The sequence below is a fragment of the Mucilaginibacter sp. Mucisp73 genome (genome assembly GCF_059491465.1).
In genome coordinates this window covers 1,205,101-1,222,087 of record NZ_CP168507.1, presented here as the reverse complement: position 1 = coordinate 1,222,087, position 16,987 = coordinate 1,205,101, and the positions used below count along the sequence as shown (strand labels likewise).

Here is a 16,987-nt window from a genome sequence, read left to right as displayed (position 1 = left end):
AATTTTGGTTTTTAAATGGATCAACCCAAATCAATTAAAATTACTGACGAGAAAGTTGCCCTTGCAAAAGCCGAGCACTTTTGCGCCTACCAGGAGCGCGCCCAGCAGGAAGTACGCGACAAACTTTACGAGTGGGGACTATGGCCTGACGCTGTTGAACGCATTATAAGCCAATTGATAGAGGGCAATTTCCTTAACGAGGAACGCTTTGCACGAATCTATGCTAAAAGTAAATTTAACCAAAAAGTGTGGGGACGTATTAAAATTAAACAAGGGCTTAAACTTAAACGGGTGCCCGATGTATTGATCAAAAAAGCTCTCCTCACTATCGATCCTGACGATTATTTGACTGCTTTGACCCACTTATTACAAAAAAAAGAAGCTATTCTAAACGAGAAGAACCAGCTGAAGCGCCGGTACAAGCTGCAGCAGTACGCCATGGGCCGCGGATTTGAAGCTGAGCTGATATCTGATATTTTGAAAAACAGCGAGTTATAAACTATTTTCAAAAAAATTAAATTTTTCCTTGCAGAGTATGCATTTCTGCCTATATTTGCACTCCCGCAAACGAGATAGGCAGCCGGTTAAACGAAAGCTTACTTCAAGCGAGAAAATACCAATGCGAAAGTAGCTCAGTTGGTAGAGCACGACCTTGCCAAGGTCGGGGTCGCGAGTTCGAATCTCGTCTTTCGCTCAAAGCCCTTCCTGATAAAAAGAAGGGTTTTATTTTTAAAAGGTTAGACACCTGCTCAGATGGTGGAACTGGTAGACACGCAGGACTTAAAATCCTGTTCCCGTAAACGGAGTGCGGGTTCGATTCCCGCTCTGAGTACAAAAGCAGAGTAAAATCGCTTCAAAAAGCCCTTAAATCAATGATTTAGGGGCTTTTTTCATTTTAGACCCTCACAAAAATCGCATATAAACACATAACTCTATTGAACGATTCATTGAGTCATTTAAGCTCAGAAAAAAGACTCAATGAAAACACTATAATAGACTGATATACAATGATGTACATCTCGTAAACATCTTGATTATCAGCGACCGAAATCCGACATTTGTTTTACCCTTTTATTGAGTATTTATGTTAGAAAAAAGCTTCGGATTATTGTTCTTTATGAGAAAAACCAAAAATTACAAGGCGGGGCCATTGCCTATCTATTTGAAAATCACCATTGACGGCTCCGCAACAGAGCTTTCGTCAAAACGAAAATGTGAGCCATCACAATGGAGTGGAAAGTCAGGAAGAGCTATTGGAAATAAAGAATCGGTTAAAGAACTGAATCATTATCTCGATTCACTGGAACAAAAGGTGTTCCAGGCAAAAAGAAAATTAATTGATACGGACAAGGAGATCACGGTCGAGGCGATAAAAAGTGTATTGACCGGTACGGATGAGAAGAAAGTAATGATCCTGGAGGTTTTTAGAAACCATAACCAACAAATGAAAGCATTGTGGAGATTCTGATGAACGTGACCACTCCAATCCGGCGCAAGCTGACCACCCATTCCGGGCGAAACTGACCACCTGATTCCGGGGCAAATTGACCACCGCAAACACGTAGCAAATGCTGTAAAAGAGACCATCTTTTGAGGGCAAAGACACCTTCCTAAGCATGGCCAACTTAACAATCAGCATGAGTAAGATCAGAAAGATACTAAGGATGTACAGCCAGCAGCGGCCATTAATGACCATCGCTGCCCAGGCCGATGCATCGAGAAACACGGTAAAAAAGTATGTAGCAGCCTTTAAAGCAACCGGCTTTACCTTTGATGAGGTTAACGCGTTGAATGACCAGGAACTGGAAGATTTGTTCGGAAAGTCCAAAGAACACCCGCCTAACGCGCGTATGCAGTCCATGCTACGCTGCTTTCCTCACGTGGATAAAGAGCTGAAAAAGACCGGCATGAACCGGCAAATACTATGGGAGGCTTATTACAAAGAGTTTCCTGATGGCTATCTGTACAGCCAGTTTTGCTTTTATTATAACCAGTGGAAGGCCAGGGTTAACCCGACTATGCACATGGATCATAAGGCTGGGGATAAGCTATACGTCGATTTTGCGGGTGAAAAGATGAGTATCACCGATAAGGATACCGGGGAGATCACACCTGTAGAGGTTTTTGTAGCTATTTTGGGCGCAAGCCAGTTAACCTATGTTGAGGCTGTAATGAGCCAGCAGAAGGAAGACTTTATTGCGGCCTGCGAGAACACCCTGCACTTTATCGGCGGCGTCCCTGCCGCCATTGTACCAGATAACCTGAAGGCCGCCGTAACCAAAAGCAGCCGCTACGAACCCACCCTGAACGAAACATTTGAGGACTTTGCAGATCATTACGGAACGACTGTATTACCAGCTCGGGCATACCGCCCTCGTGATAAAGCATTGGTAGAAGGTGCGGTAAAGATTATTTATACCAAGATATACGCACCATTAAACAAACAGGTGTATCATTCTTTAACGGAGCTTAATGCAGCAATCTGGCAGACCCTTGAAGTTCATAACACCCAGATGCTCAAAGGCCGTAACTACAGCCGCAGGTTACAGTTTGAGGAGATCGAACGCAGTGCGCTTGCTCCATTACCCGCCCTGCGTTACCAGTTCAAGAAGCAATTCCAGGCCAGGGTGATCAAGAACGGCCATGTTAACCTCGGCCCTGACAAGCATTATTACAGTGTGCCTTACCGCTTTATTGGCAAGCGGGTCAAGTTATTATACTCCCGCACGACGGTAGAAGTGTACTATAACTATGAGCGCATCGCCCTGCATAAGCGCAATAAAAACCCCTATGGCTATACTACGGATAAGGAGCACATGGCCAGTACTCACCGCTTTAAAAGCGACTGGACGCCGGATATGTTCCTGGATTGGGCAGCCTCCATCCACGAGGATGTAAGGCTGTATATCCTTCAAATACTGGAGCGCAAGCAGCACCCGGAACAGGCTTATAAGTCTTGCCTGGGGGTGCTTGGCTTTGCAAAAAAAGCCGGGAACGAAAGGCTGACCATTGCCTGCCAGCGAGCATTGAGCTACGGTGTGTATAACTATAAAACGATACAAACCATACTGGAAAACAAGATGGACAACTACGAGGAAAGCTTATTTGCCGATGAGCTGCCGATGCCAGATCATGGCAATATCCGGGGAGAAGACTATTACAAATAACTATTTAAAACAACAATAACATGAACACAAGCACCTTAGACAAACTGCGGAAGATGAAGTTCTTCGGCATGTTCCATGCCTTTAAAAGCAGCATGGAAACCGGTAAAACAAATGATTACACAGCAGACGAACTGCTGGCACACCTGGTAGAAGCCGAGTGGGACGACCGTCAGAACAGGCGTATTGATCGTACCATCCAGTATGCCAAGTTCCGCTATAAAGCTGCTATAGAGGATGTTCATTACCATGCAGATCGGACAATCGACCGTAATCAGATCATGCGTTTGGCAGACTGTACGTTTATTGATCGCTTTGAGAACCTACTGATAACCGGCAGTACCGGTATCGGTAAAAGCTATGTGGCTTCTGCTATCGGCCACCAGGCCTGCATATTGGGCTACCGGGTACTATATACCAGCACGCCCAAGCTATTCGCTAAACTGAAGATGGCAAAGGCGGACGGTTCCTATATCAAGGAGCTGGCTAAGCTGGAAAGAACACAAGTGCTTATACTGGATGACTTTGGGATACAGCCTTTTGATGCACAGAGCAGAGCCGCATTAATGGAGATCATAGAGGACCGGCATGGCAAGACTTCTCTGATCATTACCTCACAGTTGCCGGTCAGTAAATGGTTCGAGGTGATCGGTGAAAAAACGATTGCTGATGCTATACTTGACCGGATCGTTCATGATGCACACCGCATCGAGTTAAAAGGGGAATCTATGAGAAAAAAACGCAGTATCGAACCGGTAAACAGCCTCTAATGAAATTGCCTTTTAAATAACTATTTTTGTACACGCTTTTACAGCGTTTGCTGCAACTCAAAAGTCAGCTAACCCAGTGGTCAATTTGGCCCGGAACAGGGTGGTCAACATCTCCATAACTTACAGTTCAGTTACCTGATCGGCCGCCCTGGTAGCCCGAACGTTTGAAAAAATCGTCCACTGCTACCGGGTTTGCGTAATCTAATTCGATGATTTCCTTTAGCGCTGCTTTTTTATCTTTTGCCTGGTCATAATAGGCCTGGCATATCCGGTAACCGATAAAGTAGCCCAGGTCGGGCGCGGGCAACGCCGGGTTTTGCCCGGTACTCACCCAGTTATCATTGTTTTGCGTATACATTTCCCGTTGGAAAAAGTTCCACACTTCCTTTTCATGCAGGGGACCGTAGGCCATATAAGGTGTTTTCATTGGGATGCCGGTTACTTGTTTGGCCACAAAATCGCAAGCCCCCTCCCGGATAGCCGAAGTCAGTACATTGATATGCTGAAAATCCGGACGCTTTTGCTGCGTATGGGTATACTCGTGGATCCCCATGCGTACCAACTGATCGCCTGTCATCTCAGGATCGTTCAGTACGACTTCCACCCCGATGAGCGACAAACTGCCGCGTACCGTGCCGCCCTGTTGCCGTAAACCAACAATAAAATAGGACTGTGCGGGCTTCAGTCCGGGATATAGCTTTTGAAAGCGGGCGATCTGTCTTTCCAGTTTTCGTACGGCAGCATTGACCATGAATTGCTTTCTTTGCAGGGTATCCCAAAAGCCGGGATCGCTCTTAAGCAACGCCAGCCATTTACGGTCCAGGCCGTCTTTATTACGCATGAACGCTTTCAGACCTTCACTGGCGTTGCTTATATACAGACGGTTAACCGCGGCAAGTTGCCGGGCTGTATCAGAGCTGGCTGATACGCTATCGCGCATCGTCCAAAAATTCTTCCAGTCTGTTTGAGAAACATGCTGTGCCCGGCAAAGCACCGGGGCCAACAAAATCAGGAACATGATTTTCTTCATCATTAAGCTGCTTTAGTTCAATTCTTCGGGGTATTTAGCAGGCAAGTAAACTGAGAAATGGTAAATAACTTACTCCGTTCGTAGACTTTTGGCTGGGTTGGCGATCGCTGCCCTGACAGATTGAAAACTGATAGTGATCAGGGCGATCAGTATAACCAATACACTACCGGATACAAACAACCAGCAGTTGAGTATAATTCGGTAGGGGTAATGTTGCAGCCACTGGCTGGCCGCGATCCAGGCAAACGGAATAGATATGGCGAGCGCGATAACGACCAGCTTAAAAAAATCCGCTGAGAGGATTACCACTACGTTGCCTGCTGAAGCTCCAAGCACTTTGCGTATGCCGATCTCTTTGACCCGCTTCTCAACGGCCAATACAGATAAGCCGAACAAGCCGATACAGGATATAAAGATAGTAAGTGCGGCACTGAATAAAATGATCGCTTTCCACCTGGCTTCGGCTGCATAACTTTGCTTATTCTGGTCTTGTTTAAAGTTGTAAACGAAAGGACTCAGCGGGAACAATTCTTTAAATACCCGGCCAATGAACCGGAGGCTCGCGGTCTCTGTGCCGGGCTTGATTTTAATGTACATCATACCGAAACTATTTGCCGGATTCATGGTGAAAAGCTGCGGGCCTGTTTTTTCAGTCAAAGGCTGGTAATGGTAGTCCTTAACCACACCTATGACGGTGTAGGTCTCATTACCAAAGGTGTTGATTTGCTGCCCAACGGGGTGCTTCCAACCGGCTTCTTTGACAAACGCCTCATTGATCAAGGCTGATTTTAGCTGATCCGACTGATAGGTAACTGAAAAATTCCTGCCGGCAATAACGGGTACACGAAGGAGCGGTAAATAATCAGCATCTATCGTTTCAACAGCAATATTAATCTGCTGATCACCATTTATTTTTACTGTATTGTTATTATAGCCGCCATTTTTAGGAGCAGCTTCAACAATATTGGGGTTCTCCATCAATTTCTTTTTTATCAAAGCCGCTTCACTTCGGGTCAAAGGGAATTGGTCAACCGTAATCAAATTACGATCATCATATCCCAGACTTTGTGTGGTCAGGTAATTGAACTGTAAAAAAATGGTGATCGCGCCTATGATTAAAAAAGAAGCCAGCGCGAACTGAAAGACGACCAAGGCCTTTTGTAAATAACTTTTCCCGGCCAGGTTAAAACGACTGTACAATGTTTTGACCGGGTGGTAACCGGACAAAATGATAGCGGGATAAAAACCGGCCAGTAAACCGGTGAGCACAAAAAGCGCGATATAACAGCTCACCAGTTTTGCATTAAGCAAATAAGTAAGCGACAGCACTTTATTGGCTAATCCGCCAAATACCGGTAATACCGTTATAACGATCCCCAGCGCGATGGTGAAAGCGATCAAACAAAGCAGAAGAGACTCACTTAAAAATTGCAGCCGTAATTGCTGCCTGGTGCCGCCGATCACTTTACGGATACCGATCTCTTTTGCCCGCTTTACTGAACGGGCTATGGTAAGGTTAACAAAATTGATACAGGCGATCAGCAGCACAAAAAGGGCAATAGCCGAAAGAATATACGCAAATTCAGGGTTACTTTTATCGTGGAGTATTTCGTTTTCGCCCGGCACCATCTTACCCAGATGAATACCAGTAAGCGGCTCCAGCAAATAAGCTATACCGATATTTTTTACGTGATATTTATTTTTTATCTCCCCAATGGCTTTGCCGGCATCTGATACAAATACCTGGTTCATTTTTGCTTCAACAGCTTTAATATCCGCGCCGGGAGATAGCACGACAAAAGTGCTGAGAAATGAGTTAAACCAATTAGCATTATTATTTTCGGCTGCAGCAGAAACATGCAGCGGTCGCAGTACCTGGAATTTGAGGGATGAATTTTGCGGGCAATTCCTGGCAATCCCTGTGATCATGCAGGGTCTAAATACACTGTCGTCCTTGATGGAGATAATCTGGCCAACGGCGTTTGAACGCCCAAAATACTTTTTCGCCATTTCTTCGGTAATTACCGCGGAATTGGGCTGGGTTAATACGGAACGTGCATCACCACTAAGTAAAGGAAAACTGAATACCGAAAAAAAGTTAGCATCGACAAAACATACACCCTGCGAATTGACATCGGTGCCGATTTTAATATCTGCCTGCGCCGGTTGAAATCGGACAAAGCTTTGTATCTCCGGGATCTTTGCAGCAAAACGCGGACCGGGGAAATAACCGGTATAACTGCCGTTGGAGACACTGTTATCATCTTTGGTCGTTTGCTTATCGATCCGGTAGATCTGGCTGGCGTTTTGATGAAAGCGGTCGTAGCTTACTTCATCCTGAACATATAGCATGATCAGCATGGCGCAGGCCAGCCCAATACTTAAACCGGCGATATTGATGATGGAATACAACTTTTGCTGACGGAGGTTTCTGAATGCAGTTTTAAAATAATTGCGGAACATACGATTGCGTTTTAATTTTTCGGAGACCCGGTTTGGCGGACTTTCCGAACGCAATATTACTAGCCGCTTATGCGGCAGAATGGCCAATTTATCAAATGGCCATTCTTTTTTCAGGTTGTTTTTGTATTCCACAGGGGTCTTTCCGGTCATTTCTTTAAAAACCCGGTTGAGGGTTCTTTGGGAATTGAACCCCGACCCGAAAGCGATGCCGAACAGGGTCAGGTGGTTATAGCTGCTATCCTGCATTTTCCGGACGACTTCCCGTACCCGGAACTCATTGATAAAATCATTAAAATTCTTTTTCATACCCAGGTTAATAATCCGGGACAAGTCATGCGGATGCATCGCCAGTTTCACCGCCAGAGTAGCCAGGGTCAGTTCGGCATCTTCATAAAGGCGGCCGGCGGCTACCGCTTCTTTAAGTTTCCGGCTTTTACTTCTGGCATTCGGTATGTCCGTCGTTACCGGTTGTGGTTGCACCGATCCAAGGGGTTTCAGTATTGCACCGGCCGTCATCCCGAACAATATCAAGGCTACGGCAAAACCGAAGATAGTGTAAAATGACCAGAGCAGGCAGAGCACAGCCAGCAAGAAAAGTCGCTGTTCCAGCCGCCGAAAAGCAAGCCGGGGCCGGTCCATCAACACCGGCTGTATCCGGTCATAGAAAATACTGATCAAACGATGTGACAAATACAAGTAGCCAATGGTCGAAATTAATACCAGCCATCCCGGCATCCAAAATCCAGGCAGCAAGAGGCAGAAATGCAGCAGCTCTATTAGTTTGAATCGTTGGCCGGGACAGGTTTGCTGCCGCACATAAAAATACAACAGCGGCCCCAGGGCCGGCAAAAGAACCGGTGTAAGTCCGCCGGTCTTCAATACGACTGTAACCAACGCAGAGCTTAAAAATAAGTTACTGCTACGGTCGGTGCTTTTGGCTGCCAACAGCAAAGCAAGCGTTAGCCCGGTAAACAAGGTTCCAAGGGGAGCCAGATCGTAAAAGGTCATATAATAGGAATATGATTCACGTGCTCAATTAGCTCAATCGTCATTCCAAATCAATAACTAACTAACAAATAAATAGTTATAAAAACTTTCACATATTCATTTGTAATAAAACCGCACAGGCAGCGTACGTTTTTAATAAATAACATAGCCCTTCATAGCCTCAGATAGCCGGGAAAACCTATTAAAGAGCTCAACATTTGCTATCCCATTGTTAAAACGAGGATGTTATGCAGTGACCTCATAGAATAAAAACATTTATAAAGAGCAGAAAAGGTTTCGGATACCTTCACTGCAACGGCGATATTACAATTGAAAGAGCAGAGCAAGTAGATAAGCCATTTTGATTGCCCCCTCTTCGCCGATTTCGTTTACATTCAGAACCGCTTGACTATTATAAAAAAATTGGCCGACTTTCTCCTGAAGATCAACGCTCGCTTTTGATCTGTCAAATATCAAGTTATTCATTTTAGTGATCTTGTTTAGCAACGCTTTCATGACAATAGCTGAATGTGCTGATACCACGGGTCCGGATGAGGTTGTAAAAGTTTCGCGGGATGGTTGTTTTCAAATATTCAAATGCAACATCACAATATAAATACTTGAATATTAACACACTATAAAAAATTAAGCTATCAGTAAGCCACGAAATCCCGCTAATGTGATTTTGAATTATTGATATATGAACAAAATTTATTCGGATTCACAGGTAATCCGTGACCGCGCATGTTTACCAGCCCCAAAACCGAGCGGATCAATCCGTCTGAATTGAAGCCGGCTATGTCCGCGTCCGGCATAACGAAATAAATTTCCTGCATAAAAATAAATTTGCTTTATTGTGCTTTATTTAAGTCGAAATTTAAGTTATAACGCCAGCCAATTCGTTTCAAGATCTTCAGTACATCTTCATAGGAGTTGATCGGCCATTTTACTCAAATTGCGTTTAATGTTAAAACTACATTTAATACATCTGCCAATTACTAACTTAATTATTTACATGCAATGGCTGCTTGCATCAGGCAGGTGTGCTTTTTTAGGTAACTTAAATAATCGCGATGGTCAATTATAACACATTAAGCGATTCAGAGTTAACAGATCTGCTCAAGCTGGATGATCCACTGGCCTTTGCTGAGATATACGACCGGTATTTCGGTTTGTTGTATCTCCACGCATTCAACCGCGTAAGGGATAAAGAAGAAGCAAGAGACGTAGTGCAGGAGTTATTCGCGTTTTTGTGGGCCAATCATGGTTCCATTGAATTTAAAACCAACCTGTCAAACTATTTATATACCGCTACCCGAAACAGGATCCTAAACGTAATAGGGCGTAAACAGATTCATGAAAGATATAGATTGAAACTTCCTGAACAGCTCATCGCCCCTGTCATGACCGATCACCTGATGCGTGAACGCCAACTGACCGAGATTATTAACAAAGAAATACAGGCCTTACCCCCCAAAATGCGCATAGTTTTTGAAATGAGCCGCAAGTATCATATGACCTATAAGGAGATTGCCGGTAAGCTGGATATTACCGAACAATCTGTAAGAAGCCATGTAAAAAATGCGCTTAAAGTATTGAGAGTCAAATTGGGGCTCATAACATTTTTGATTTTTATTTTATTCGATAAATAATTTTTACCCCCATGGCTACCGGGCTATTTGTCTATAATAAATAAGACAATACTTAGCCAATTGAACCCAAAAATCAATCTTCAGGAGTTATTAAGTAAATATCACGCCGGCACGATGACCGACGAAGAGCGCATTTTATTGGAGGAGTGGTACGCCCATTGGAGACCTGAACAACAGGAGCTTTCATCCGAAGAAATTGGCCAGCTGAAAGCGGATGTTTGGCAATCATTAAATGTAACTGTACTGCCGGCCGCAACCAAACGGCTATGGCCACGGATAGCATTGGCGGCTTCTGTGATACTTTGTTTATCAGTAGGCGGCTACTATTATCTTTCAGATTCAAAAGCCAGTCAGCAGCAAATGACGGCAAAGGTTGAAAAGGCAGACATTGCCCCTGGCGGTAATAAAGCGGTCCTGGTACTAAACAATGGCCTCAAGATTAATTTAAACAGCCAGATAAACGGAACAATAGCTAAACAAGGCAATATCAGAATTGTAAAAACGGCTGCCGGTCAGTTGGCGTATGCACCCGACAATACAGATGCTTCTGTTGTAGTTTACAATACTTTGAGTACCCCCCGCGGAGGGAAATATGATCTGGTTTTAGCTGATGGTACCAAGGTATGGTTAAACTCTGCATCATCCATCACTTACCCCACGGCTTTTAAAGGAAATGATCGCACCGTAAATATTACCGGCGAAGTTTATTTTGAGATTGTACATAATGCGAAACAGCCATTCCGGGTAAATTTTAAAGGGCATACTATTGAAGATATCGGCACCGAGTTTAATATAAATGCCTATGATGATGAACAGGTAATAAAAACCACCCTGGTGGCAGGCAGCATAAAATTATCAAGAGATTCAAAGAGTGTGCTTCTCCGCCCGGGGCAGCAAAGTATAACGTCTTTATCAAATACAGCAATTGAAATTAAAGACGCAGATATTAACGAGGCAACGGCCTGGAAAAACGGCCTGTTCAAATTTAAAAAAGCAAAAATTGAGGATGTTATGCGGCAGTTATCGCGTTGGTACAACGTTGATGTTTCATACCCTTATGGTATTCCGAAAACCGTTTTTTCTGGCGAAATGATCAAGGATGCAAACGCGTCGCAGATACTGGATATGCTGGCCTATTTTAAAGTGAACTATGAAATTGTACAGCAAACTAAAGGCTCGGAAAAGAAAATCATCATTAAACCTTAACCTACACAACAAATAACCAATTATTTAACACTAACCTAAAAACGATGAAAAAAATGTTACGTCAAATAACCTGATCAGAGAAAACAGGGTTCTTAAAAGAACGCAGAAGTGGTTCGAAGCACTTCTGCGATAAAGCTTGAGTCAACCCTTCCGAGTAAATCGGTAAAACAAATGGAGTATTATCTTATGTGTTAACCTCAAACCTAACAAATGTAATGAATTTTACAGGTGTCCTAACAGTGACATGCCCTAAAAAAGGCTCGCTGGCCCATAAACTTATTATGGTTATGAAACTAACCACCCTGCTACTAATAATTACGCTATTACATGCAAGCGCTAAAAGCTATAGTCAAAAGATCAGTCTAAACGAAAAAAATGCCCCCCTGGAAAAAATTTTATCCCAGATTAAAAACCAGTCAGGCTATGTTTTTCTGTATACCGATCAAAACCTGGTGAATACGTCCATCAGCGTTAATGTTAAAGACGCCTCGATCGAGGAAACATTGAACGCCTGTTTTAAAAACGCGCAGATCGGCTACAAGATCACCGGTAAAAATATTTTGCTGAGACCGACTTATCTTCAAACAGCTGAGCAGGAAAACACTCCTCCGCCGATCACTGTCAAGGGAAAGGTTGTTGATGATACCGGAAAACCCCTGATGGGCGCATCGGTAAAATTAAAAGGCGGGAGTTTAGGTACACAAACCGATACCGAAGGACGTTTTACCTTAAGCAACGTTCCGGATGACGCTATCCTGGTTATCTCTTTCGTGGGATTTACTACTTTGGAAGTATCGGCAAAAAAAAGCCTCGATAATATCAGGCTTGTTCCTCTGGCTTCAGACCTGAGCCAGGTTGTTGTGGTTGGTTACGGCACGCAGAAAAAGGTAGTCGTGTCGGGCGCGGTATCAGATGTAAAGGGCTCAGAACTGGCTAAATCGGCCTCTGTTAACCTCTCCAACTCTCTTGGTGGCCGCCTGTCGGGTATAGTTGCTATCCAATCAAGCGGCGAACCTGGCGGTGACGGCTCTACTATTCGCATCCGCGGTATCAACTCCTTATCAGGCGGTAACACAGATCCGCTGATTGTAATTGACGGGGTACCGGGACGTGCAGGTGGTATTGACAGGATCAATCCTAACGACGTAGAAAGTATATCAATCCTGAAAGATGCATCAGCCGCAATATATGGATCAAGGGCCGGTAACGGTGTAATTTTGGTTACTACCAAGCAAGGTAAATCGGGTAAGCCACAATTCAGTTATGATTTTTATTATGGTTTGCAGCGTCCTACCCGTGTGCCCAAAATGGCAAACGCACCGGAATATGCCGAGATCATGAACGAATTACAAATATTCAATTCGGGCTTAAATCAAAGCAACTGGAACGATGCCTGGCAAGCTTTAAAAAACACAGGCACGTACACCCGGCCTGATGGCGGCAGCATAAACGCTGCTTTTTCGCCGGAGGCTATGCAGAAATTCAGGGATGGATCCGACCCGCTCCGATATCCCAATACCGACTGGTTTGGCACCGTATTTCAAAAATGGTCGCCGCAACAAAGGCACAACCTGCAGGTTACAGGCGGTAACGACTATACCAAATACCTTGTTTCGCTGGGCTATTTAAACCAGGACGGTTTTTATAAGAACTCGGCCACCAGATACAAGCAGTACGATTTGCGAATCAATGTAGAATCTAAAGTTAGTAAATATATCACCACCAGTTTAAATGTTACCGGCAGGGAAGAAAACCCTAACTACCCAACAGTGAGTGCCGCCAACATTTTCAGGTTTATTATGCGTGGCAGGCCAACGGATGTAGCCATTTGGCCCAACGGTTCGGCCGGTCCGGATATTGAAAACGGTATTAACCCGGTTGTGGCTACAACTAACCAAACCGGATATGATAAAAACACTAAAGATTACCTGCAGACTACCGGTAAAATAGAAATTAAATTGCCGGGCGTAGAAGGCCTAAAATTAACCGGTACAGCGTCGCTGGATAAATACTGGGACAGGCAAAGTACCTGGAGAACACCATATGAATTGTATTCGTGGGATAAAACTACCTTAAATAATGATGGCAGCCCGCAATTGCAGGTTAAAAACTTCTATCCTGACCAGTTTCATACACCAAATCTTACAGAAAAAAACATTAATGAGCTGGATATAAACTTAACCGGCATCATCAATTATGACCGGAACTTTAATGGTCATGCGGTTTCATTAATGGCCGGTGTACAGCGCCAAACTGCTAATAGCAGCGGCTTTACAGCTTTTAAAACCAACTTTATATCCTCGCAAATCCCGCAGTTATCATTTGGCCAGGAATTGGGACAATCAAACGGGGCCAATGATGTATTTAAAAGTGCGCGCTTAAGCTATTTCGGTTCCGCCAATTATAACTATAAAGAAAAATATATCGCGCAATTTCTTTGGCGTGTAGATGGCTCCTATATCTTTCCGCCCAGCCACCGGTTTGGCTTTTTCCCGGGTGTTACGGCAGCATGGCGCATTTCGGAAGAGGGCTTCTTTAAAAACAACATTCACTTTGTCGATAATTTGAAGCTAAGGGGCTCATGGGGCCGGATGGGGGCCGAAGCATATTATGGCGGTGCGCTTAAAGAGTACCAATACCTAACTTTATTGGCAACCAGCAATAACATGTTTAACGGACAGCCCGTTGCGACGGTTTATGAAGGCACCGTACCTAATTATGATTTTACCTGGGAAGTTGCAAACAATACCGATGTTGGCCTTGAAGCAAGCTTTTTAAACAGCCGGTTATCAGTAACGTTCGATTATTTTTATAACCTCCGCTCAAATGTGCTGGCGCCTAAAACCGGATCGATACCGGGAAGCGCAGGTATCCCTGTATACAACTTCCCTCCTGTTAACCTCGGCAGGTTGAAAAACTCGGGGTATGATTTCAGCGTGAACTACAGTGACCGCGCCGGCGATTTTAATTACAGTGTTAGTGTAAACGCCGGATATGCTAAAAATAAAGTATTGTATTTTGACGAAACCCCGGGCGCGCCAGACTGGCAGCGGGCAACCGGTCATCCAACAGATGCCTGGCTGCTATACCAATATGACGGCGTTTTCAAAGACCAGGCAGACATCGACAACAACAAGCTTGATTACAGCGGATTAGGCATTTCAAACTCGAGCTTAAGGCCCGGAGATATGAAATTTAAAGATGTAAACCACGACGGTAAAATTAATGGTGATGACAAAATACGGATGGATAAAAACGGCACTCCTACCTTTACAGGTGGCGTGAACATCAACCTGGGTTACAAAGGATTTGACCTGAGCGTATTGGTTCAGGGAGCTACCGGCGGCTTACAAAAAATAGGGCTGACCGAATCAGGAAGTATCGGTAACTACCTGGAATGGTCATATCAAAAACGCTGGAGTATTGATCATCCTAACAACCTTTATCCGCGGTTATCTGACTCTAATAGCGGCGCTACCTACTTCACTTCCAGCGCGTCAGACAATAGCTATTATGTAATCAACAGCAATTACATCCGGATAAAGAATGTGGAGTTGGGTTATACACTTCCGAAAGAATGGATACAAAAGTTAGGGCTCAATTCATTGAGGATCTACGCTAATGGCATCAACCTGGCCACTTTTGATAAGATCAAAATTTGGGACCCCGAATCTACCAATACCAGCGGACAGTATTATCCGCAGGCTAAGGTAATTAACATGGGTGTTAAAGTTACTTTTTAAGGAGCGTAAGAAAACGCATTATGAAAAGAATTGATATGAAAACGACATTAAAAAATAAAAATCTATATCTGCTGGTGTTCATTATGATAATGGGTGCGGCTTGCAAAAAGGATTTCCTGAATGTTGCTCCACCCAACCAACTATCTGCTGATGTGGTTTGGAGCGACCCGACTTTGGCCGAGGCCTATATGAACGATGCCTATAAAGGCCTGATAAACGGTGGATTATCTGAGCAAATGCTCGCCTCCGTATCCGATGAATCTCTGTTTAACCATACCGGACGGGGTATCGATATCGTCAATACGGGCAATGTTAGCCCCACTACTACCGGCTGGATTGACGATTCGTGGAACTGGGACAGGATGTACCTGTATATCAGGACCTGTAATACGGCCATCGACAGAATTGTAAGCGGCAAAAACAGTATTTCCGACCAGACCAAAAAAGACCAGTTTTTAGGTGAAGCCTATTTTTTGAGGGCCTATTACTACCAGCAATTATTACGCTTTTACGGCGGTGTCCCCCTCATCACCAAAGTATATAACATTACCGACGACCTTAAGGTAAAGCGTAATACCTACGAGGAGTGTGTAAACTTCATTGTAAAAGATTGCGATGAAGCGAACAAATTATTATCCGGTAAAACAATGGGGCAAGGTCGTGCTACGGCGCTTGCAGCCCTGGCCATTAAGTCGAGGGTATTACTTTACGCAGCGAGTGACTTGCATGATAAAGCTAAACTAACGGCAAAAGTTAGTGGTATTCCGGATCAAACCCTTCCCCTGCTATGTTACACAAGCGGCAACCAGGCCGATCGTTATCGCCTGGCACAAACCGCGGCAAAGGCGGTAATGGATGCTGATCCGCGCACGGGTTATAAACTAAATTTATCAGCTCCTGTTTCGGCCAGCCAGGGTGCTATTAACTATGCGAGTATCGCAATGGGCGGAGGCAGTAAAGCGCCCAATATTGACCCCGCCGGGGCTTCGGAAATCATCTTTGCAAAGTATTTCCTGCTGCCAAACTATGCCGTAACACCAAACCTTTACAACGGGCCTAACGGTTATCATAACTGGGGCGGAAACTCTCCGATTGGCTTACTTGTTGATGATTATGATATGCAGGACGGCACTCCATTCAGTTGGTCGAACCCATTAGAAAAAGCTGATCCCTATAAAAACCGCGACCCTCGATTTTATGCAACGGTGTTGTACGATGGCTCGGATTGGAAACCCCGCGATAAAGTATCCGGCAATGTTGACCCCGCCAATCAAATTCAAACCGGCACTTATGATTTGATGGTGAGCGGCAAACTAACATCTTTCAGCGGACTGGACACCCGCAACAGCTCGTTAGAAAACTGGAACGGTACCTACACCGGCTATTACTATCATAAATTTACCGATCCGGATCCTAATATCATTGATCAAAACATGCCGCAAACTATTCCCTGGCCTTTTTTCAGATATACAGAAGCGGTTTTGAATTATATTGAGGCGTCTATAGAACTCGGTGACACAGGCCCGGCGGTAGAATGGTTAAACAAGATCCGCTTCAGGGTTGGTATGCCCACGGTTACGGCCACAGATCAAACAAGCCTGAGAAACATATACCGTCACGAGCGCCGGATTGAGATGGCCTATGAAGAACAGCGATATCATGATGTACGAAGATGGCTGATAGCCAACGAAACCGTAGGCAGGAAGGTAACCATAGTGACTGTTACCGGAAAATTCAAATCTGGAAAAACGCAATCCTCTCCTTACCATTATGACCCATCGGTTTATGATTATTCCTACACGCCGTCCGAATATAATGTATTGGAAAACAGAGCCTGGAACAACGCGCTTTACTTCAGGCCAATCACCCGCGATGAAGTAAACAAGAACAATTTACTAATACAAAATCCCGGATATTAAATATATCCGAAAGAAAACCGCTAAGTTGGTTTAAACAGAGGTTGTTGGTTAAC

The 16,987-nt window shown here is 44.4% G+C and carries 10 protein-coding genes and 2 tRNA genes; 10 read left to right on the top strand and 2 right to left on the bottom strand.

Features of this window, described 5'->3' with window-relative positions; genetic code table 11:
- Positions 1-15: 15 nt before the first annotated feature.
- From ACEN82_RS05350 to istB, 6 genes are all read left to right on the top strand, one after another.
- Entirely contained in the window at positions 16-498 is a 483-nt protein-coding gene (locus ACEN82_RS05350) for a regulatory protein RecX (protein ID WP_413323173.1), read from the top strand.
- Positions 499-621: 123 nt separating this feature from the next.
- Positions 622-694: transfer RNA gene (locus ACEN82_RS05345), tRNA-Gly, on the top strand.
- Between the two features lie 53 nt (positions 695-747).
- Positions 748-832, top strand: a tRNA-Leu gene (locus tag ACEN82_RS05340).
- Positions 833-1,084: 252 nt separating this feature from the next.
- On the top strand, positions 1,085-1,468 hold the full coding sequence (locus ACEN82_RS05335; protein ID WP_413323172.1) for an Arm DNA-binding domain-containing protein: 384 nt from the start codon (positions 1,085-1,087) through the stop codon (positions 1,466-1,468).
- Between the two features lie 169 nt (positions 1,469-1,637).
- Positions 1,638-3,167, top strand: coding sequence for an IS21 family transposase (gene istA / locus ACEN82_RS05330; protein ID WP_495644083.1), 1,530 nt, complete (start codon positions 1,638-1,640; stop codon positions 3,165-3,167).
- A 20-nt stretch (positions 3,168-3,187) separates the two neighbouring features.
- Positions 3,188-3,934, top strand: a complete 747-nt coding sequence (gene istB, locus ACEN82_RS05325) for an IS21-like element helper ATPase IstB (RefSeq protein WP_495644019.1) — start codon at positions 3,188-3,190, stop codon at positions 3,932-3,934.
- Positions 3,935-4,061: 127 nt separating this feature from the next.
- Here istB and ACEN82_RS05320 read toward each other — a convergent pair whose 3' ends face one another.
- Both ACEN82_RS05320 and ACEN82_RS05315 read right to left on the bottom strand, forming a co-directional pair.
- Positions 4,062-4,967 (bottom strand): DUF2268 domain-containing putative Zn-dependent protease, encoded by a 906-nt coding sequence (locus ACEN82_RS05320; protein WP_413323017.1) that lies wholly within the window; start codon positions 4,965-4,967, stop codon positions 4,062-4,064.
- 66 nt (positions 4,968-5,033) lie between these two features.
- Positions 5,034-8,435: an ABC transporter permease gene (locus ACEN82_RS05315; protein WP_413323018.1), complete on the bottom strand. Its 3,402-nt coding sequence runs from the start codon at positions 8,433-8,435 to the stop codon at positions 5,034-5,036.
- 1,052 nt (positions 8,436-9,487) lie between these two features.
- Here ACEN82_RS05315 and ACEN82_RS05310 point away from each other — a divergent pair.
- The 4 genes from ACEN82_RS05310 (at position 9,488) to ACEN82_RS05295 (ending at position 16,934) form a co-directional block, all read left to right on the top strand.
- Positions 9,488-10,066: an RNA polymerase sigma-70 factor gene (locus tag ACEN82_RS05310; protein ID WP_188833813.1), complete on the top strand. Its 579-nt coding sequence runs from the start codon at positions 9,488-9,490 to the stop codon at positions 10,064-10,066.
- Between the two features lie 60 nt (positions 10,067-10,126).
- Complete coding sequence (locus ACEN82_RS05305) at positions 10,127-11,272, top strand: FecR family protein (RefSeq protein ID WP_413323020.1); 1,146 nt, start codon at positions 10,127-10,129, stop codon at positions 11,270-11,272.
- Between the two features lie 287 nt (positions 11,273-11,559).
- Positions 11,560-15,015 carry a TonB-dependent receptor gene (locus ACEN82_RS05300; protein WP_413323021.1) on the top strand — a complete coding sequence of 1,152 codons (3,456 nt, stop codon included), beginning with the start codon at positions 11,560-11,562 and terminating at the stop codon, positions 15,013-15,015.
- Between the two features lie 35 nt (positions 15,016-15,050).
- On the top strand, positions 15,051-16,934 hold the full coding sequence (locus ACEN82_RS05295; protein WP_413323022.1) for a RagB/SusD family nutrient uptake outer membrane protein: 1,884 nt from the start codon (positions 15,051-15,053) through the stop codon (positions 16,932-16,934).
- Positions 16,935-16,987 lie beyond the last annotated feature (53 nt).